Source organism: Mesorhizobium sp. WSM4829 (assembly GCF_055811475.1).
Window position 1 is genome coordinate 133,168 of sequence record NZ_JBVVQJ010000006.1, and the last position, 18,566, is coordinate 151,733.

Genomic DNA, 18,566 nt, shown 5'->3' on the forward strand with positions numbered 1-18,566 from the left:
AACAAAGCGCGGACTCGAGCGGCATGATGTTGATACAGGCCACCGGCAAAGTTGACCCAACGAAAACAGCCGGCACAAACCAAGATGAACATGCAATCGAACGTGATCTCCTGGTTCAGGATAAGCATAGAAGCAGCGTTGATTTGCATGCCGCACTGTTTTCGCCACGGTCTGGATCGTGTCCAGCCTGCGCATAACCGGCTCAAGGCCCTCTGGCGGGTCGGTTTTGGGCTGAAGAAGATGCGCGGCACCTCCGGCAACTTGCAGCCGAGAGGACCGAAGGCCCGCGCCGCGACGGGGGGCTCCGCAGGCGGCGCGGGCACTTCGGGGTTTTCCCTGAAGCGAACCTGAAACCAAATTTGGGGGACGAAAACGATGGACGCGAAATTTGCAGCTTCGGTGCTTTCCGCACTGCTCTACGCACAGGGCCTGCTCGGCTTTGCCGGCCTCGCCACCGTGCTTCTCAGGGATCGTGCCCATGCGAGTGAATTCGTCGCGGCCAGCGAAATGCCGTCAGGTCCATCTCTTCTCGTGGTGCGCTGAACGCCTGGGCCTGCGGTGAGAGCCCCAGCCTCAGTCGGCGAACTGCGTCGGCGGGTCGAACCGGTAGCCCGCACCCCTTATGGTGGTGATGGTTTCGGTGTCGAGCTTGCGGCGCAGTCGCACAATGCGCGAATCGATCGAGCGATCGAAGGCATCGGCATTTTCGGCTGGCGCGGCGGCAATGATGTCGTCGCGCGTCAAGACCTTGCGCGGACTGGCCAGGAACAATCTGAGCAGCGCCACCTGGCCCGGCGACAATTGTTCTTCCGTGCCGGAGCGATGCATGACCATGGCCGACCGGAGGTCGACCGTCGCGTTCTCCAGCACGACCAATTCCCCGGCGTTCCGGCCGCGCCGTGCCAGCAAGCCGCCGATACGGGCGGCGAGTTCCCTGACGTTGAGCGGGCTCTCGACGACGTCGGCGGCGCCGAGCTCGAGCGCCAGCACCTTGTCGACGAGATCGGCCGGCCGGCAGATCAAGATGAAATCCGGCCCGCCCTCGCCGCCATGGCGCTTGAGCATATCACGCCCTTCCGCCTGGCTGAGGCTGTCGCCGACGACGACGACATCGATGCCGTTTCCGGAAAGCAAGGATTCGGCCTCCCACGGCTGCCGCACTGCGCGCACGTCATGACCGCGCCGTTCGAGATGGTCGGCGAGATCGGTCGCGACCACTTCGGCGACGGAAACAAGCGCGATGATGGATCGTGCAGCCATTTTTTTCCACCCTGCAACCGGCAACCCAAGATGAGTGCTGGACATGATGTTTATACCCAATCTACTTTCCGCTGAAAGCGGGAGCGAAAACATAGTGCGGGCACGAATTGTCGTCGTCGAGGACGAGCCGGATCTGAGGGACGCGGTCGCCGAGTATCTCGGCGCCAGCGGCTACGATGTCGCTACGGCCGAGAGCGCCAGCGCTGCTCGAACCTTGCTGGAAACGCAGTCGTTTCAACTGGCCATCCTCGACATCGCCATGCCGGGCGAGGACGGCCTGTCGCTTGGCCGCTGGATGCGCTCGAAAACGCCGATCGGCATCATTTATGCCACTGCCGCCGGCACCGCGCTCGACCGCATCGTCGGGCTGGAACTCGGCGCCGACGACTACATTGTCAAGCCTTACGAATTGCGCGAGGTGCTGGCTCGGGTCCGCAGCGTGCTGCGCCGCGTGCCGCCGCCGGCCGAGCCGCAGGCCGCCAAGGCCGAAACAACTGCCAACAACCGCCGTTCCATGAGCTTCGGCCCTTTCCATGCCGATCTCGACGGTCGGTTCGTCACCGGCGCCAATGGGACGGTCATCGACCTGGCCAAGAGCGAGTTCGACGTGCTGGAGGTCTTCCTGACGCGTGCCAACCGCTTGCTGACGCGTGCGGCGATCTCCGAGGCGATCGGCTTCGTGGAAGATCCTGACTCCTCACGCGCGGTCGATATCCGCATCATGCGGCTGAGGAAGAAGATCGAGGCGGACCCGGCCAATCCGAAATTCCTGCGCACAGTCCGCGGCGAAGGCTATATCTTCTCGCTGCCGACCGGCGAAGGCAACTGAGCGGCGCGACCAACCACTCTCGGTGGCACGACTGTGAAATGACGGCTGACCCCATGACGGTTGACCATGACGGCTGAAGCACGCAGCGATAGGCACGGCGTCAGGCAGAGCGCGGCGATGGCCGCTGTTCACATCGTTCGCCGGCTTCACGAAGCTGGCGACTGGCAGCGCGACATGGGTAGCATCCTTGAAACGCTGTGCGGGGCCATGGATTGCCAGCGCGGCATCCTGTTTCGGCTGCGCGAGCTGCCCGGCCAAGGCTTTGCCCAATCGGTGGCGGCCTACTGGATCGACCCCCGATATGGTGGCGAGTTGGCATCGCCGACGGTGATCATGCAGTCGGTTGTCAATTCGGACCCACTGCTGGAACGGTTGGCGGAGGACGAGCGGCAAGGCAAGATCTTCGCGGGACACACGCGCGACCTCGAAGGCTTTCTGAGAACCGACTTCGAAAAGCAGCACATCAAATCGTTCCTGTCGGTGTCGGTCTTTGCGCATGGCCATCTGTGGGGCACGCTGGCGGTCAACGACTGCGTGAACGAGCGCGAATGGACCAACGAGGAAGAGGCAACGCTGCACATCGTGGCGCTGGCCATCGGCGACGCCATCGAACGATCGCTTTCCGATGCCCACGCCAGCGAAGTCATCCGCCGCACCATGCTGCAGGCCTCGCTCGACGCCATCATCGTCATCGACGAGACCGGCTCGATCATCGAATTCAATCCGGCCGCCGAAAAGATGTTCGGCTACCAGCGCAGCACCATCCTCGGCAAGGACCTGCTCGACACCGTCGTTCCGGACTATTATCGCAAGGGCTATGTGTCGGGCGCCGAATACATGTCGGGCCGCGGCGCGCCGATGGTCGGGCAGCGGATCGAGACCGTCACCCAGAACGCTGCCGGCGAGGTCTTTCCGATCGAATTGACGGCAACCGAGATGCGGGTCGCCGACCGCCGCCTGATCTTCGGCTCGATCCGCGACCTCCGCGACAAATTGCGTGCCGAGGAGGAGATCGGCCGCCAGCGCGAAAAGCTGCACCAGAACGAGAAGATGGCGGCGATGGGCTCGCTGCTTGCCGGCGTGTCACACGAGCTCAACAACCCGCTTGCCGTGGTCGTCGCCCAATCGACTTTGTTGCACGAGTTCGCTTCAGACCCGCAGACCAAGGTGCGCGCCGAAAAGGTGCGCGCCGCCGCAGAGCGCTGCGGCCGCATCGTCAAGAGCTTCCTCTCGATGGTCCGCCTGCATCCGGCGTCGCAGGCCGAGACTGACCTCAACCAGGTGGTCCGCGCGGCGCTCGAAGTGACCGCCTACGGCGCCAGGTCGACCGGCATCATTATCGACACCGATTTCGCCAGCGGCCCGCTGCTGGCCATGGCCGACGCCGACCATGTGACGCAAGTGGCCGCCAACTTCCTCATCAACAGCCAGCACGCTCTGGCCGGCATCGGCGGCGACCGGCTGATCAAGGTTCGCACGTTTCGCAGCGATCGCGGCAATCCCTGTTTCTCGGTCGAGGACAACGGGCCGGGCGTGCCGGAAGCGATACGTTCTCGCATCTTCGAGTCGTATTTCACCACCAAGCCGGTCGGCGTCGGCACCGGCATCGGCCTGTCGATCTCGAAATCGATCATCGAACGGCACAATGGCAATGTCTGGTTCGAGGAAGTTCTGCCGAGAGGCGCCCGTTTCGTCGTTCAGTTGCCGGCGATCGCCGGCGGCGCGGCCGCCGCCGGCGAAAGCCCGTCGCGCTCGAGCGGATTGCGCCATGCCCTGATCATCGACGACGAGCCGGATGTCGCCGCCTCGCTGTCCGACATTCTGGAGTTGATGGGCATCAAGTCGCGGATCGTGCCGGCCTGGGCGTCGGCCGCCGCGACCTTGTCGGGCCATATGTCGCCGGACATCGTCTTTTCCGATCTGCGCATGCCCGGCACCAGCGGCATATCGATCTATCGCGAACTGCTCGCCGAAAAGCCTGATCTGGCGCGGCGCTTCGTTCTGGTCACCGGCGACCTGATCGGCGCGAAAGCCGAAATCGAGGCATTGCCGGCGCCGCAGCGGCCGCAGATCCTGGAAAAGCCGTTCAGCACGCTGGACGTGCGCGGGGTGCTGTCGGCCATCGCCGAGCAGGCCGCATTGGGCAGCTAGGACTTCGGACCGGTGGAAATCGATTTTTGAAAAAATCCGATGCTCAACAAAGGGCTTTCCAGAGAAAAAAGACTCCCGGCCGAGGATGCGGCGGGAGCCTGCCTGGAGCGCTGGAGGGGTCGCTCGGGCATCAAAAAACGTTCGGGATATCGGTCAGCGGCGCGGCATTGGCGATCACGCGAACCGCGCGGGCCTTGTGAATGCCGGATTGCTCGGCAATGACGCGCAGGCAGTCCGCACTCTCGGCGCCCCAGGCCTGCCCCTTGCAGACAAAATCGATCTCCGGCATCGGCAGCCGCGCGGTCTTGGTCGTGGTCGGCGCGCCCTTGACGATGTTTGCCGGCGGGTTCAGCGAAGCAAAGGCGGGACCAACCGTCGGCGCGAACGCCATGCCGACGAATGCGGCGGCGCCCAGCACCACGAACAGCGCCATCGGATGGTCGTTGGCGCGCTGGCGCAGCGCCAGCTTCGGCCGCCGGTCGTTGCGCTCCGGCGCCTGCAGGCGGCGGTCATTGCCGGCAGTCCGGATTTTCGTATACATCGTGCTTCCCTTCGTCGATCTTCTTTTTCTGTGGAAACGAACATAGCCGCACCCTGTAACGTACGAACGACGCACGCAAACTGACCGTGTAACAGCTTTGAAACGGGAATTCGGCGGGCGGTCATGCAGGGGCGATGGCGTTCGTTGCCGAACTGTTTTCGTCCAGATGCGTGTTCACGGGATCAAATCGCGCCGCCGCTCTGGCCCGGCGACGTCCGGTCGTCACCTTGAGACGCCCCCGCCTGCGACGATGAGGCGCTGGTGATTACTGCGGATTAAATTCCCTCAGGATTTTCTGTGCCGCAATGCGCCCAGCCACGATTGCGCCTTCGACATAGCCCGGAAACGACGGCGACAATTCCGAGGATGCGAAATACACCGGCGGCGCGCCGGCCAGGATGGTTTTTTCGGCCTCGGTGGCGCTCGTATCGATGATGAGATCGGCGTAGCCGCCACCGCTCCAGCGATCGTCGGTCCAGTCGCGACAGCTGAAGTCGATGAAGTCGTCCGCGTCCGTGCCGAGCGCCTGCCTCAGCCGCGCCATAACCTCGGTGCGCAACGCGGCATCTCCCAGTTCCCGCCAGCGGAGGGCAAGCGGCCCGCCGACGAAGACGACCAAGGCAGGGTGGCCACAATCCTTGCTGACGTCACAGGCAAAAAGTGCCGGCGGATCGCGCCACATCACCATGCCGCTCAGGCCCTTGGCGCGCCAAAAGGCGGTGGCATAGCGCAGCTGTATTTTGATCACCGCGCCGCTTTGCCAGACGCCGAGAGCCTTTTGCAAGACAGTCGGCAGCGGCGGCGCGAAGTCCAGCTTCGAAGCCATCATCGGCGGCATGGCGATCAGCGCTATTCGAGCCGTGATCGAGCCCGTCCTCGACGCGAGACGAACGCCTCCCGGTCTGCGGTCGATCGTTCTGACCGGCGTGTTCAATCGCAGGCGGTCGCCGAGATCGCCAGCCAGATCATCCGCCAGAGACTGCATGGTTTCGAGCACGAAATACTGCAGTTCCGACACCTCGTTGGTGATACGCCGGTCATTGTCGATGAGGTGCCAAAGCGGCAGTTTTTCGAGCGCTTGGCACCACAAGCCCTCGATCATCGAGCGGAAAGCCGCCTTGGCCTCGCCGGGATCGTTCTGGCGATCGAGCCATGCGGCGACGGTCAAGCCGGCGATAGCCGGATCGCCCGGTGCGATCGCGTTCATGCGGTCGCGGATCGACATCGAGGCGTGGTAGATTCGCTCGACTTGCTTTGCGCCGGTCAGCGGCTGGGCAACGAACTCGCCCTTAGCATAGGTCTCGACCAACGTCTTGCCGCGCGTTCGCACCAGGGCCATCAGTTCCGGCATGTCCTCGCACAGGAACTGACCGCCGCTGTCGATCCGCTCGCCAAGCCCGTTCCACTGGGACTCGACCCGCCCGCCGACGCGGCCGCGCGCCTCGAGCAGCGCAAGATCGATGCCGGCCTTGCTCAATTCATGCGCGGCTGACAGGCCGGTAAAGCCGGCGCCGACGATGGCGACATCGGTTCGCACGGTCTGGCGCTTCAAGAGCCGGCCCTGAAGGTCTCGAAGTCCGCTATCATCCGCGGCTTGTGCTTCGGAGACAACGGTCCTGTCGAGATCATCAAACCCCGCTCGATCGAATTGCAGGTTGCTGGCTGCTCCGCCGGGCGACCCGCTTTAGCCAATGGTCTTTTCCAGCATGCTTATCCAGTTGCGGTAGGCGATCTTCTCGATCAGCGCGCGACCGAAGCCGCGCGCGGCGAACGCGTCGAGCAGCTTCGGCAGGCCGGTGACGTCGCCGACCACAGCCGGGATCATGGCGCCGTCGAAGTCGGACCCGAGCCCGACGCCGTCTTCGCCCAAAGCCTGCAGCAGTGAATCGACATGGCGCACCATGACGTCGAGACTGGTATCGGCATTCATCCTGCCGTCTTCGCGCAAAAACCCGGTCGCGAAATTCAGCCCGACCATGCCGCCCGAGTCGCGGATCGCGCCGAGCTGCCATTCGGTGAGGTTACGCGAATGGCCGCAGATCGCATGGACATTGGAATGGGTCGCGACCAGTGGTGCGTCGCTGATCTCGGCGACGTCGCGAAACCCCTTCTCGTTGAGGTGCGAAAGATCGACCATGATGCCGAGCTGGTTGCAGGCCTTGACCAGCGCCTTGCCGGCATCGGTCAGGCCAGGTCCGGTGTCGGGCGTCGACGGGAACCGGAACGGCACGCCATGGCCGAAAGCGTTCGGGCGGCTCCAGACGATGCCGAGCGAGCGCAAGCCGGCCGCATGCAGCACGTCGAGCATGGTCAGTTCGGGGTCGATCGCCTCGACGCCTTCGATATGGAACACCGCTGCGATCGACCCTTGCGCCATCGCGTTTCGCACATCGCCGGCGCTGCGGCAGACGGTGAGCGCCGACGCTCGTTCCAGCCTGAACAGGATCGAGGCCATGGCGATGGTGGAAGCAAGCGCGTCGGCGCGCGGAATTTCGGGCGGCAAGGGCTCGATATCGCTTGGCGCGGGAGGAACCGCACTGCGCTTGGATTTCTCGACCGGCGGCGGAAAGATTGCGAACATGCCGCCGGCAAAGCCGCCCTGTTTCGCACGCGGCAGGTCGATGTGGCCACCCGATGTTCCCTCGATGAACAGCTTTTCGACATCCGCGTCTTTCGACTGATAGAGCCTGAGCAGCGTGTCGTTGTGGCCGTCGAAAACGGGAACAAGATCGGTTTCGGTCATCAAGGGATCATTTCGGTTCGATTGGTCGGGCGGGCAATATCCTACTTAGGCAAGGCAATACCCACTAGGCAAGTCGAGCGCGGTCTTGCCTTCTCCCCTTGTGGGAGAAGGTGGATTGGCGCGTAGCGCCAAGACGGTTGAGGGGTGCTGCACGGAGTGCTGTTGGTGCCAAGCTGGAACACCCCTCATCCGGCCGCTTCGCGGCCACCTTCTCCCACAAGGGGAGAAGGGGGAGCCACGACCGACTATTGCTTCAGCACGTCGGCCCATTCCTGGTGACGCCGGAACTGGGCGTTGGCGAACGGGCAGAGCGGAATGATCTTCTTGCCCGCCGCGCGCGCGTCCTCGACGGCGCGGGTAACGAGCCTGAGTCCTGCGCCCTGGCCGCGAAACGCATCCGGCACTTCGGTGTGGTCGATGATGATCTGGTGCTCGCCGACCTTGGTAAAAGTCATCTCCGCCTCGGCGCCGTCAGGCCCGCGCAGGAGATAACGGCCCTTGGAACCGCGATCCTCCAGTTCGACCTCCGGCAATTGGTCAGGCATTGCTTACGCTCCTTCTGCCGGCGTAGCGGACAGGAACCGCCGCGCCGCCTCGATCTCGTTCGACTGCACCTCATGGCCGCCGTCGTGCCACTCCACTGTGACATCGGCGCCATCGGCGCGCAAATGGGCTTCCAGCCGCGACGTCAGGTTGGGCGGACAGATCGGATCGCGCCTGCCTGCTGTGACCAGGATGCGGCGGCCGGCCAAGCTGCCCTTCACCTCCGGTTCGAATGGAATCAGCGGATGCATCAGCACCGCCGCATCGAACAGAGAGGGCGCCGCGAACATCACCGAGGCCAGGATGTTGGCGCCGTTGGAATAGCCGAGGCCAAGCACCGACGCGGGCTTTGCCGCCTCGATATGCGCCTTGACGAAGCCAATCATCTTGTCCGTCGCCCGCGCCAGGTCGTCCATGTCGTAGACGCCCTCGCCGGTGCGGCGAAAGAAGCGCGCAGCACCGTCTTCCGAGACATCGCCGCGCGGCGAAACGATGGTCGCCTGCGGCGCGAGATCACGCCCGAGCGACAGAAGCTGGTTCTCGTCGGCCCCGGTGCCGTGGAAGACGAAGAGCAGCGATCCATCAGGCGAACCCGGCAGTGTCTTGTAGGTGTAAGCGTCCTTGCTCATGACTTATCCTCAGTCTTCCAGCTTTTGCAGATGTTGCTCGAGATATGGCCTCAGATGCTGGTGCTGCGACGGCAGCTTCAGCGCCTCGCCGAGATGGGCTGCGTCCTCGTCGCGGTCGAAGCCCGGCTCGTTGGTGGCGACTTCGAACAGCACGCCGCCCGGCGTGCGGAAATAGATCGCCCAGAAATAATCGCGGTCGATCACCGGCGTCACCTGGTAACCGGTGTCGATCAGCGCCTTGCGCATTTCGAGCTGCTTGGCGCGGTTTTCGACAGCGAAGGCGACGTGGTGGACCGAGCCGGCGCCGAGATCGGCAAAAGCGGCGCCCGGCAGCGATTCGATATCGACGATGTCGGCGCCGTTGCCGTCCTTCAGCGCCAGCCTTTTTACAGTTCCGGACGTGTCGACTTCCTCATAGCCCATGAATTTCAGCAGCTCTTCCGTGGCGCCGCCATCCCTGAGCCTGAGCGACACCGAGTGAAAGCCGCGGATCGCCTCGTCGGACGGAACATCGCCCTTCGCCCATGGCGCACGGGTGTCGGCCTTGTTCTCGACCAGCGCAAACCCGTCGCCATCGGGACCGGCGAAGCCAAGGCGCTTGTCGCCGAAACGCTCTTCGCGCGACAGCCCGGCGACGCCCTCATCGGCAAAACGCTTTTCCCAATAGGCAAGCGTGCCTTCGGGCACCGAATAGACCGTGGTGCCGACCTCGCCAACGCCGTGGCGGCCCTTGCCGATGTTGGGGAACGGAAAGTAGGTCATCACCGAACCGGGCGTGCCGAGCTCGTCGGCATAGTAGAGATGGTAGACATCCGGCGCGTCGAAATTGACGGTTTTCTTGACCCGGCGCAGGCCGAGCTTTTTTGTGAAGAACTCGTTGTTCTGGCGCGCATCCCTGGCCATCGAGGTGACGTGATGCAGGCCCCTGATCTGGTTGAGCATTTTCCTGCTCCTTCCTTGTCCTGTGCGGCCCATGCCGCGGTCCACGCCAATATGAGGAGCCGCCAGCCGGCGGCAAAGGCCGCAAACACAGAATAGACTGTGCTCTATAAGTGAACAATAAAGCGACTTTTGTTCACCATTTTGCGAACACCTGAGGCTTGTGTCGCAACAAAAATTCGGCTCCCGTGATCGGCAGGTATTCGCGACAGGTTTTCAATGAAGGACACCCGCATTGGTCAGAAAAGACAGACGCCCGAATGTTCTCCTGATCACCTGCGACCAGTGGCGCGGCGACTGCCTGTCGGCGGCAGGCCACAAGGTGGTGCGAACGCCGAATGCCGATGCGCTCGCCGCCGAGGGTGTGCTGTTTCGACAGCACTTTGGCGGGGCGGCGCCCTGCTCGCCGGCACGCGCCTGCCTCTACACCGGCCTTTACCAGATGAACAACCGCGTCTGCCGCAACGGCACGCCGCTCGACGCTCGCCATGGCAACATCGCGCTCTCGGCACGCAGTCTCGGCTATGATCCGACGCTGTTCGGCTTTACCGATGTGTCACCCGATCCGCGCACGCTGGCGCCAGGCGACCCGCGGCTGAGAAGCTATGAAGGCGTCCTGCCCGGCTTCACCATGCGCCAACTCCTGCCGGAGCACCAGAAACCGTGGCTGTCATGGCTCAAGGCGCGCGGCATCGATAGCAGCGCCGGTTTTCCCGATATCCATCGCCCAGTTGACAAGCTTGGAGGCAGGGCCGACAGCGCGGTGACAAGCGCGCCGCCCGTCTACTCGAAGGACGAGACCCCAGCCGCTTTTCTGACCGCCGAATTCGCCCGCTGGCTGGGCGAGCAGGAGCGCGATACACCGTGGTTCGCGCATCTTTCCTTCCTCAGCCCGCATCCGCCCTTCATCGTGCCGGAGCCTTACAACAGCATGTATGACTCAGCCGATGGAACAACCTTCCGCCGCGCCGCGAGCTGGCAGGCCGAGGCGCAGAGCCACCCCTACCTCGCCTATGAACTTGACCAGCAGCAGCGGGCGAATTTCCGCCCCGGTGCCGAGGGCAAGGTGCGCACCTGGGGCGACGACAATTTTCGCCGCATCCGCGCGCTTTATTACGGCATGATCTCGGAAGTCGACGCGCAGCTTGGCAGGATCTGGCAGGCGGTCAAGGCGGCGGATGCCTGGGACGACACCATCGTCGTGCTGACCTCTGACCATGCCGAGATGATGGGCGACCATTTCATGCTAGGCAAGGGCGGCTTCTTCGACGGCAGTTTTCATATTCCGCTGATCGTCCGCGACCCGCGTCGCCGCAAGGCGGCCGGCGCCAGCGTCGACCGCTTCACCGAAGCGGTCGACATAGCGCCGACATTGCTCGATCTGCTTGGCGAGGAACCCCCGCCGCACCTCGACGGACAATCGCTGAAGCCGTTCCTGGATGCCGGGGAGCCGGGCAACTGGCGCGAGGCCGCGCATTGGGAGTTCGATTTCCGCTCGGTCGCCGACGGTGATGCCGAGCGCCGTTTCGGCATCGGTCCGCGCCAGTGCAATCTGGCCGTCATCCGCACGAAACAATTCAAATATGTACATTTCGGCGGCGGCCTGCCGCCGCTGCTATTCGACCTGGAGCAGGATCGGGACGAACTGACCAATGTCGCTGCCGATCCGGCCTATCTGCCGGTCCGGCTGGAGCTTGCCGAAAGGCTGCTTGCCTGGCGGGCAGAACATCTTGATCAGTCGCTGGCGCTTGCCGAACTGACCGAGGATGGGGTTGCCGGCCACGTCGCAGGCCTGCCATCTTTCCCATCATGAAAAGACCCGCGCCGTTGCCGGCGCGGGTCTTTTTCGTCGTTGGCGCAAGCTAGCGCATCATCATGCGCTGGGTGTCGCGGTTTTGCGCATATGTGGCCTTGTCATAGGGTGCCTGCGCCTCGAGCTGCTCCTTGGTGAAGTTCGTGTAGAGATAGCGATTGCCATCCTTGTCGGTCATGAATTTAAGGTTGTCCATGCCGATCGCCACTTCCTTCTCGCCAACCCCGAGGAAACCGCCGACGTCGATGATGACGGCGTCGACCTTCTTGTCGCCCGTCAGCACGACGTCACCAATCTCACCGACATTGACATCGTTGGCGCCATAGACGGTGGTTCCAACCAAATCCTCGGAGCGGATTTCGTTGATCGGCATTTCGGTCAGCGCCGACTTGTCGATCGCCGCGGTCTTCGTCTGGTCGGGGGTTGGGTCAGGCGTTGCTGCAGCCGGAGCCTCGGCCGTCTTGTCCGCCGGTGCCGGAGCAGTGGTGTCAGGCGTTGCTGCAACCGGAGCCTCGGCCGTCTTGTCCGCCGGTGCCGGAGCAGTCGTGTCAGGCATTGCCGCCGGGGCCTCGGCCGTCTTGTCTGCCGGTGCCGGAGCAGCGGGTTCAGGCGTTGCCGCCGGAGCTTCCGCGGTCTTCTCCGCCGGGGCTGGAGTGACAGCAGGGGTGGTGGTTACTGGCGCCGGCGTCGCCGCGTCAGTCGATGCGGTTGTCGCCGGGGCGGGATCATAAGGCCTGCGGTCGAACTCCGGCAGCGCCTCCAGGTCTTCCTTCGTGGTCTCGGCCACCAGCCAGCGATCGCCATCCCTCTCCGCCCACTTGGCCTTGTCGAACTGATAGGCGACATTCTTTTCGCCAACCTCGAGGAAGCCGCCGACGCCAATGATCAGCGACTCGGCCTTGCCATCCTTGGCCAGAACGATGTCGTTCACGTCGCCGATGTTTTGAGCGTCGTCGCCAGTGCCGTTATAGACGGTTTCGCCGATGATATTCGTGGCAAGGTTGCCGTCGGCACTCTTCACAGGTTCGGCCGGAGCTGCGGCGCTATCGGCTGGAGCCGCCGGAGCATTCTGCGCCGTTGTATCCGTCGAGGTCGATGGAGCGGGAGCCGTAGCCGTGGTGTCGGTGGCCGCAGGAGCCGGATCATAGGGCTTGCGATCGAAGTCCGGCTGAGCCGTCAACTCATCTTTTGTGGTTTCGGCAATCAGCCAGCGGTCGCCATTCCGTTCGGCCCATTGCAGCTTGTTGTAGTCGAAAGCGACATTCTTGGCACCGACGCCAAGAAAGCCGCCGACGCCGATGACGACGGATTTCGCCTGACCGTTTTCATCGAAGACGACATCACTGACCTCACCGATGTTCTCGGCATCGTCGCCGGTGCCGTTATAGACGGATTCACCAATGATATTGGTCATCAGGCTGCCCTCGGCCCGCGCAACGGGAGCCGCCGGAGCGGTCTCCTGGACCGCCGGCTCCTGGGTGGGCGCCGGTGTTGTGGCTTCCTGCGCATACGCACCGGTCGCAATCAACGCTGCCAGTGCGGTGGTGGATAAAAGGGTGCGGATCATCGTAATCCTCCTCGTGCGTTATCTCTGGCCGCGAGCAAGGGAGCTCGGTCGCGGCGTTACACATTCACAACGTCGTGACCGCGCCGTTGTTCCGACACCAGGGCGAGCGTTGTGAAAAAACCACCCGAATCGCGCTCAATTATGCGTTTGGCCGGGTGAGATTGGCTCCTGTATTTTCGTTAGAGCTGCGGAACTTTTTTTCAACCGCCCCGTTTCGGCCCATGGCTCGGTCTGTTACGGCCGATGATTATCCAATGGTAGCCAAGAAAAATCGGAGCGGGGGAATGCGATTTGCGGCGGTGCTGAACCAGGAGGGCGGCACCCTGCGAACGGTTGATCTCTCCGCCTTCACCGACCGAATGCGCCAGACATTGGAGGCAGCAGGCCACCGCATCGATATCGAAATCGTTGCCGGCAGGGACATTGTCGCAACGCTGGACCGCATCGCTTCCAGGCATAGTGTCGACATTGTGCTGGCCGGTGGCGGCGACGGCACCATTTCGGCCGCGGCGGCTCGGGTGATGGGCAGCAAGAAAGCGCTTGCCATTTTACCGGCTGGCACGATGAACCTGTTCGCGCGCGGGCTCGGCATTCCACAAACCCTTGACGCGGCCGTGAAATCCTTTGCCGACGGTGAGGTTATTGCAGTCGATATGGCAACCGCCAACGGCAAGCCATTCGTGCATCAATTCTCGATCGGCATGCATGCCAGGATGGTCCAGCTTCGCCAAGCCATGGAGTATGGCTCGCGGTTGGGAAAGATGCGGGCCTCGGCAAAGGCTGCCTGGGCGGCGATCAACAACCCTTCGGCGATGAAGGTGACGCTGACCATCGGCGAGGCCGAGATCGTGACGCGCACCACTGGCATCGGCATCACCAACAATCTGTTCGGTGAGGGTCATCTGCCCTATGCCGACAATCCCGCCGGCGGCGTGCTCGGCATCTATGTCACGGTGGCGCGGCGGCGTGGCGAACTGGTCAGGGTCCTCTTCGACATGGCGCGCGGCAAATGGCGCGACAGCGAGCATGTGGAGATCCACCAGGCTGACCGGGCCGTTTTGAAACTCCACTCGGCTGCGAAGAAATTTCGCGCCGTCATGGATGGCGAACTGGTCAGGCTTGACCGCGAAACGACGATCGAAATTCATCCTGGTGCGCTGAACGTTCTCGTCCCGGCGCGCGCCGTCCAAGCGAGGGCAGCGTGATGCATCCCGGCACAGTCGATCGGAAGGCTTCAGCCTCTGGGAATCTCGCCCTGCTCGTTCCTGGGAAGCTCGCCCTGTTCGGTTGTCGGCGTCCGGTCTATCATGTTGCCGTAGATCTCGGCGATGCCCCAGGCGATAAACGCCAAAAGCAGCGCAGCGATCAAGATACGGAAGGTGTGCCACCCCCAGCGTCCCTGCCGGGCTTTGTCTTCAGGAACGATCTTGGGCATGATCGGCCTCCATTTCGGTTGGCGCTGGCATTTCGTTTGGCGCTGGCATGTCGGTTGGCGGCTGGCGGCGCGGCTGGCAAAATGTGGTTGGGTAACGGTTCCTCAGGGCGAAGGTTCCGGTTTCAGGGCCCGGCAACTGGGCCCAGCGCGGATGGCTGCAAGCCGATGCATCTGGGGGACTTGTGGATAGCAGGGTAGTGACAAAGCCGAATCTGCCGGTCGATGTCCTTAGCGTGGTAACGGCGCAGGATCGGCTTGCCGTGCTCCATGATCTCGATGCAATCGACACGGCGGCCGATCCTGACTTCGACACTATCAGTGGGCTCGCCGCCGCGGTGATGCAAACACCTGTCGCGCTGGTGACGGTCGTCGATGTCGAGCGGCAGTGGTTCAAGTCCTGTGTCGGCCTGGACGAGACCGAGGCCGCGACCGATACATCCTTTTGCGCCCACACCATTGCTGCCGGCGACCAGCCGATGGTGGTGACGGATGCGACCATGGATTCACGCTTCAACGCCAGCCCGCTGGTCACTGGCGAGCATCATTTCCGTTTCTATGCGGGTGCGGCGATTGTGGTGGCCGGCGCCCGGATCGGCACGCTCTGCGTGCTCGACCGGAGGCCGCGCGGGTCGCCGTCTGCCGCGCAGCTCGAACAATTGACGGCGCTCGCCAGCCTCGCTGCCAGCCTGTTCGCATTGAAGGACGCCACCCGCAACGCCGCCAGCGCCGCTGCGGCACTGGCGCGCGAGGAAAAGCGGCGCGGCATTGCGCTCGATGCCGCATCGCTCGCGAGCTGGGCATGGGATATCCATAGCGATATGATCGAATGCGATGCCCGATTGTCCGAGCTGTTCGACCTGCCGCGCTCGACCCGGCTGAGAGCACGCGATATCCTCGCCGCCATCGACCCGCGTGACGCCTACCAGACCGAGACGCGCTTTCGCGACGTGCTGAGCGGCGGCGACGATTATTTTGGCGAATACCGCGTGAAGGGCCTCAGCCCCCCGCGCTGGCTCGCTACGCGCGGCCGGGTCATCGAGCGTGACGGCGACGGCAAGCCGACGCTGATCTTCGGCGTCAACTACGACATCACCGAACGCAAGCTCGGCGATGAGCGGCAGCGGCTGTTGCTGCGCGAGCTGAACCATCGCGTCAAGAACACGCTGGCCACCGTCCAGGCGCTGGCGACGCAGACAGTTCGCCATGCCCGCCAGCCGAGGGATTTCCTCGACGCCTTCAGCGCCAGGCTTCAGGCGCTGGGCGCCGCGCACAGCCTGCTGTCCGACCGCGAGTGGCGCGGCATTGGCATCCGCGAACTCGTGCAGATCGAGGTCAAGCCGTTCGACACCGCCGATCAGCCGCGCATGACGATCTCAGGCGCCGATCTGCTGCTTTCGCCTGACCAGGCAGTCGGGCTTGGCCTGATCCTGCATGAACTGGCCAGCAACGCGCTGCAACACGGAGCGCTGTCGGCGGCCTCGGGCAAGGTCGATCTCGACTGGAAGGCACAGGTTAGGAAAGGCGCTCGGCGCCTGGTCCTGACCTGGCGCGAAAGCGGCGGGCCTGAAGTTGCCTCGCCCGAACGCCACGGCTTCGGCTCGATCCTGATCCGCCGCAGCCTGGCCAAGGTCATCTCCAGTGAAGTGACCCACGAATTCCGGCCGGAAGGCGTATTCGCCGAAATATCGATGCCGCTGGAGGATCTGCCGAAGTGACGGCTCGACCATGGATCTCGAACCAAAGGTCCATGTCAGCGAAAAGTGGAACCCGGTTTTTCGGATCATTGCCAACACGATGCCAACCCGAAGAAGAACCACTTCGAGCTATTTCGCTTCGCCGGCATCCGGATCGTCGGCATCGGGCTTTGTGTTCTCGCGGTAGATTGCGTAGGCGGCGAGTGCAATCGCCGGGGCGAGTATCGTGCCCAAGCCGCCTTTCCCCTTGAGTAGCGCCGGCAGCACGGCGAGCGCTGCCGTGATGCCGACCGCCTTCATATCGGCATTGCGCCTCCGCGCCCGGCGTCGGGCGCGCGCGCCAGCCGACAGCTGATGGATGAGCAGGAGGAGCCCTGCGATCAGCAGGAAGCCGACCCCGAAACCAAGGCAGGCTGCCATCGGCCCATAGCGACCCGCCACCCAGACATAGGCCGCTCCGACGAGGAAACCGAGGCCGCACAGTGCGGCAAGTGCTGCGAGCGCATAGACGATCGCAGCCGTGCGCGCGCAGCGCACGGCTGCAACGACTTCACCCGAGGCAAGAGCCGAGATCAACGATGCCAGCATTCCCATCTGGGCTGAGACTAGCGGCGTGCGAGAAGCGCAAACAGAAAGCCGACGCCTGCCGCGATTGCCAGCGACGTCACCGGCTTTTCGCGCACGCTCGCCACCACTTGAGCTTCGATATCCTTGGCGTTGCTGCGCATATTTTCAAAGGCTGCTTCGCCTTGGGCGCGCAATTGCTCGACCCCTTCCGCAGCAACCCGACGAGCAGCCCCGTAACCGTGTTGGCCGGTCTCGGCCAGCTGTTCGGTGAGTTTCTGAATGTCGACTTTCAGCTGCCTGATGTCTTCTTCAAGGTCCGAATTTGGCCGGCTTTCGTTCGGGGACTTTCCTGCGGCAGTCGCCATTGCTTGACTCCTTGCGTTTGCTCGGGTCGAAACGTTCGACCCACCCCAAGGTTCCGAAATCGGAACAACTGCCATGAAAGGGTGTTTACGCAGCCGAGTCCAGCCCGGCACGTCTCCGCTAGCCGCTCAGATCAGCGGTCGGCGACCTTCGCTCAACCCTTCCCAGCGGGCGAGGTCCTTGAGCCTTTCGTTGTCGACCACCTCGCAGCCGCCGTCGCGCCAGAAGATAAGCTTGCGATCGATCAGCTTGCGGATTGTCTTGTTGGTGTGGACCAGCGACAGGCCGAGCGTATCGGCGAGGTGCTGCTGGGTGATCGGAATCTGCACGGGCGTCCTGCCGTTCAACCCGACCACCCTGGCGCGAGTGGAGATGAAGGCGATGAGATAGGCAGCACGCTCGAGCGCGGTGCGTCTGCCGATACTGAGCAGGTTCTCGTCGAGCATGCGCTCCTCTCGCGCGGCGATCCAGGTGATGTCGTAGGCGAGGCCCGGATGGCTGCGGTAGAGTTCGGGGAGGGCCTCCCGCTCGAAGAGGCAGAGCAGCATCGGCGACAGAGCTTCCACGGAGTGCTGCATTTCGCCCATCAGACTGCCTTGCAGACCGATGAGGTCGCCTGGCATGGAATAATTCAGAATCTGCCGGCGGCCATCCGACAGCAATTTGTAGCGGAAGGCCCAACCCGACAGCACTGTATACAGATGGGCACTGCGGCTTCCCTCAACCAGAACCGTGTCGCCCTTCTCGACGGCCAGTTCGCCCTTCTTGAAGCCATTGACGAAGACGAGTTCCTGCTTCTCGAACGCCCGGAACGCCGGCAACGGCCGCAGTGGGCAGTTCTCACATGAATACCGGCGGGCGGACAAGGAACGGCCGTTCTGGCCAGACATTTCAATCCCTCTTCGAAGCCCTCTTCCGGAGGGCGATAGCAAACGCCCTGCCGGCGTCGAGGTTCCGCCATCTGCGGCGGCATGTCTTTTTTAAATGACAGGATGCGAAATAACTTTAAATGACAGGAAGCCAAATAGGGATCATGACTCCTCTATCCCTTGCGCTCCCTGTTCCCTGCGCCCCACGGAGACATTGCCACGTGCCCCCATTGCTGGACGGATTGCGGATTCTAGTTCTGGAGGATGAATTCCTGATCGCCATGGATGTCGAGCAGCTTTGCCGCGACTATGGCGCCGGCGATGTGGTCGTCGCCCGCGATCTGGCTGAGATCGATCGGCAGAGCATTGCCTCGCGATTCGACGCGGCCATCGTCGACCTCATGCTGGGCGGCACTTCGACACTCGATTTCGCTTCGCGGCTGCGCGAATCGGGCGTGCCTTTCGTCTTCGCCTCGGGCTATTCCGACATGGACGAAATCAAGGTGACATTTCCCGATGTCAGATTGGTCACCAAGCCCTATTCGGGAGACGATCTCGTGGAGGCAGTGGCGTCAGCGTGCGGGCGCAGACCTGTTGTTTGATGTCCGGTTGTGTGATGTCCG

At 63.2% G+C, this 18,566-nt stretch carries 20 protein-coding genes; 8 read left to right on the forward strand and 12 right to left on the reverse strand.

What is annotated here, in order from left to right; translation table 11 throughout:
* Positions 1-51 precede the first annotated feature (51 nt).
* Together AC0L17_RS08265 and AC0L17_RS08270 are read left to right on the forward strand one after the other, a co-directional pair.
* A complete protein-coding gene (locus AC0L17_RS08265; RefSeq protein ID WP_473515452.1) occupies positions 52-351 on the forward strand; it encodes a hypothetical protein in 300 nt (99 codons plus the stop codon).
* A 24-nt stretch (positions 352-375) separates the two neighbouring features.
* Positions 376-543, forward strand: a complete 168-nt coding sequence (locus AC0L17_RS08270) for a hypothetical protein (RefSeq protein ID WP_473515453.1) — start codon at positions 376-378, stop codon at positions 541-543.
* Between the two features lie 30 nt (positions 544-573).
* On the opposite strand, the gene AC0L17_RS08275 is transcribed toward AC0L17_RS08270, so the two are convergent.
* On the reverse strand, positions 574-1,260 hold the full coding sequence (locus AC0L17_RS08275; protein WP_473515454.1) for a winged helix-turn-helix domain-containing protein: 687 nt from the start codon (positions 1,258-1,260) through the stop codon (positions 574-576).
* A 46-nt stretch (positions 1,261-1,306) separates the two neighbouring features.
* On the opposite strand from AC0L17_RS08275, the gene AC0L17_RS08280 reads away from it, so the two are divergent.
* Together AC0L17_RS08280 and AC0L17_RS08285 are read left to right on the forward strand one after the other, a co-directional pair.
* Complete coding sequence (locus tag AC0L17_RS08280; protein ID WP_473512176.1) at positions 1,307-2,089, forward strand: response regulator; 783 nt, start codon at positions 1,307-1,309, stop codon at positions 2,087-2,089.
* Positions 2,090-2,155: 66 nt separating this feature from the next.
* Positions 2,156-4,240, forward strand: coding sequence for a GAF domain-containing sensor histidine kinase (locus AC0L17_RS08285; RefSeq protein WP_473515455.1), 2,085 nt, complete (start codon positions 2,156-2,158; stop codon positions 4,238-4,240).
* Positions 4,241-4,370: 130 nt separating this feature from the next.
* On the opposite strand, the gene AC0L17_RS08290 is transcribed toward AC0L17_RS08285, so the two are convergent.
* The 6 genes from AC0L17_RS08290 to AC0L17_RS08315 form a co-directional block, all read right to left on the reverse strand.
* Complete coding sequence (locus AC0L17_RS08290; protein ID WP_091593207.1) at positions 4,371-4,781, reverse strand: hypothetical protein; 411 nt, start codon at positions 4,779-4,781, stop codon at positions 4,371-4,373.
* 265 nt (positions 4,782-5,046) lie between these two features.
* Positions 5,047-6,333 carry a flavin monoamine oxidase family protein gene (locus AC0L17_RS08295; protein WP_473515456.1) on the reverse strand — a complete coding sequence of 429 codons (1,287 nt, stop codon included), beginning with the start codon at positions 6,331-6,333 and terminating at the stop codon, positions 5,047-5,049.
* A gap of 132 nt (positions 6,334-6,465) precedes the next feature.
* Positions 6,466-7,524 (reverse strand): dipeptidase, encoded by a 1,059-nt coding sequence (locus AC0L17_RS08300; protein ID WP_023797124.1) that lies wholly within the window; start codon positions 7,522-7,524, stop codon positions 6,466-6,468.
* Positions 7,525-7,769: 245 nt separating this feature from the next.
* The gene (locus tag AC0L17_RS08305; RefSeq protein ID WP_023797123.1) at positions 7,770-8,069 is read right to left on the reverse strand and encodes a GNAT family N-acetyltransferase; all 300 of its coding nucleotides are present in this window, start codon (positions 8,067-8,069) and stop codon (positions 7,770-7,772) included.
* 3 nt (positions 8,070-8,072) lie between these two features.
* Positions 8,073-8,696: an alpha/beta hydrolase gene (locus AC0L17_RS08310; protein ID WP_473493779.1), complete on the reverse strand. Its 624-nt coding sequence runs from the start codon at positions 8,694-8,696 to the stop codon at positions 8,073-8,075.
* Between the two features lie 9 nt (positions 8,697-8,705).
* Entirely contained in the window at positions 8,706-9,638 is a 933-nt protein-coding gene (locus AC0L17_RS08315) for a VOC family protein (protein ID WP_473515457.1), read from the reverse strand.
* A gap of 232 nt (positions 9,639-9,870) precedes the next feature.
* Here AC0L17_RS08315 and AC0L17_RS08320 point away from each other — a divergent pair, with 232 nt between their 5' ends.
* The gene (locus tag AC0L17_RS08320) at positions 9,871-11,448 is read left to right on the forward strand and encodes an alkaline phosphatase family protein (protein WP_473515458.1); all 1,578 of its coding nucleotides are present in this window, start codon (positions 9,871-9,873) and stop codon (positions 11,446-11,448) included.
* 49 nt (positions 11,449-11,497) lie between these two features.
* Here the strand turns inward: AC0L17_RS08320 and AC0L17_RS08325 are convergent, their stop codons facing one another.
* Positions 11,498-13,015 carry a PRC-barrel domain-containing protein gene (locus AC0L17_RS08325; RefSeq protein WP_473515459.1) on the reverse strand — a complete coding sequence of 506 codons (1,518 nt, stop codon included), beginning with the start codon at positions 13,013-13,015 and terminating at the stop codon, positions 11,498-11,500.
* A gap of 284 nt (positions 13,016-13,299) precedes the next feature.
* Here AC0L17_RS08325 and AC0L17_RS08330 point away from each other — a divergent pair, with 284 nt between their 5' ends.
* Positions 13,300-14,220: a diacylglycerol/lipid kinase family protein gene (locus AC0L17_RS08330; protein WP_473515460.1), complete on the forward strand. Its 921-nt coding sequence runs from the start codon at positions 13,300-13,302 to the stop codon at positions 14,218-14,220.
* A gap of 29 nt (positions 14,221-14,249) precedes the next feature.
* Here AC0L17_RS08330 and AC0L17_RS08335 read toward each other — a convergent pair whose 3' ends face one another.
* Positions 14,250-14,450 carry a hypothetical protein gene (locus AC0L17_RS08335; protein ID WP_023797117.1) on the reverse strand — a complete coding sequence of 67 codons (201 nt, stop codon included), beginning with the start codon at positions 14,448-14,450 and terminating at the stop codon, positions 14,250-14,252.
* Positions 14,451-14,632: 182 nt separating this feature from the next.
* Here AC0L17_RS08335 and AC0L17_RS08340 point away from each other — a divergent pair, with 182 nt between their 5' ends.
* Positions 14,633-16,165 carry a sensor histidine kinase gene (locus AC0L17_RS08340; protein ID WP_091593222.1) on the forward strand — a complete coding sequence of 511 codons (1,533 nt, stop codon included), beginning with the start codon at positions 14,633-14,635 and terminating at the stop codon, positions 16,163-16,165.
* Between the two features lie 108 nt (positions 16,166-16,273).
* On the opposite strand, the gene AC0L17_RS08345 is transcribed toward AC0L17_RS08340, so the two are convergent.
* From AC0L17_RS08345 to AC0L17_RS08355, 3 genes are all read right to left on the reverse strand, one after another.
* Positions 16,274-16,738, reverse strand: coding sequence for a hypothetical protein (locus AC0L17_RS08345; protein ID WP_473515461.1), 465 nt, complete (start codon positions 16,736-16,738; stop codon positions 16,274-16,276).
* Between the two features lie 11 nt (positions 16,739-16,749).
* Positions 16,750-17,076, reverse strand: coding sequence for an ElaB/YgaM/YqjD family protein (locus AC0L17_RS08350; RefSeq protein WP_091593226.1), 327 nt, complete (start codon positions 17,074-17,076; stop codon positions 16,750-16,752).
* A gap of 126 nt (positions 17,077-17,202) precedes the next feature.
* Complete coding sequence (locus tag AC0L17_RS08355) at positions 17,203-17,964, reverse strand: Crp/Fnr family transcriptional regulator (RefSeq protein WP_128175417.1); 762 nt, start codon at positions 17,962-17,964, stop codon at positions 17,203-17,205.
* Between the two features lie 260 nt (positions 17,965-18,224).
* On the opposite strand from AC0L17_RS08355, the gene AC0L17_RS08360 reads away from it, so the two are divergent.
* Positions 18,225-18,545, forward strand: coding sequence for a response regulator (locus AC0L17_RS08360; RefSeq protein ID WP_473515519.1), 321 nt, complete (start codon positions 18,225-18,227; stop codon positions 18,543-18,545).
* The last annotated feature ends 21 nt before the right edge of the window (positions 18,546-18,566 follow it).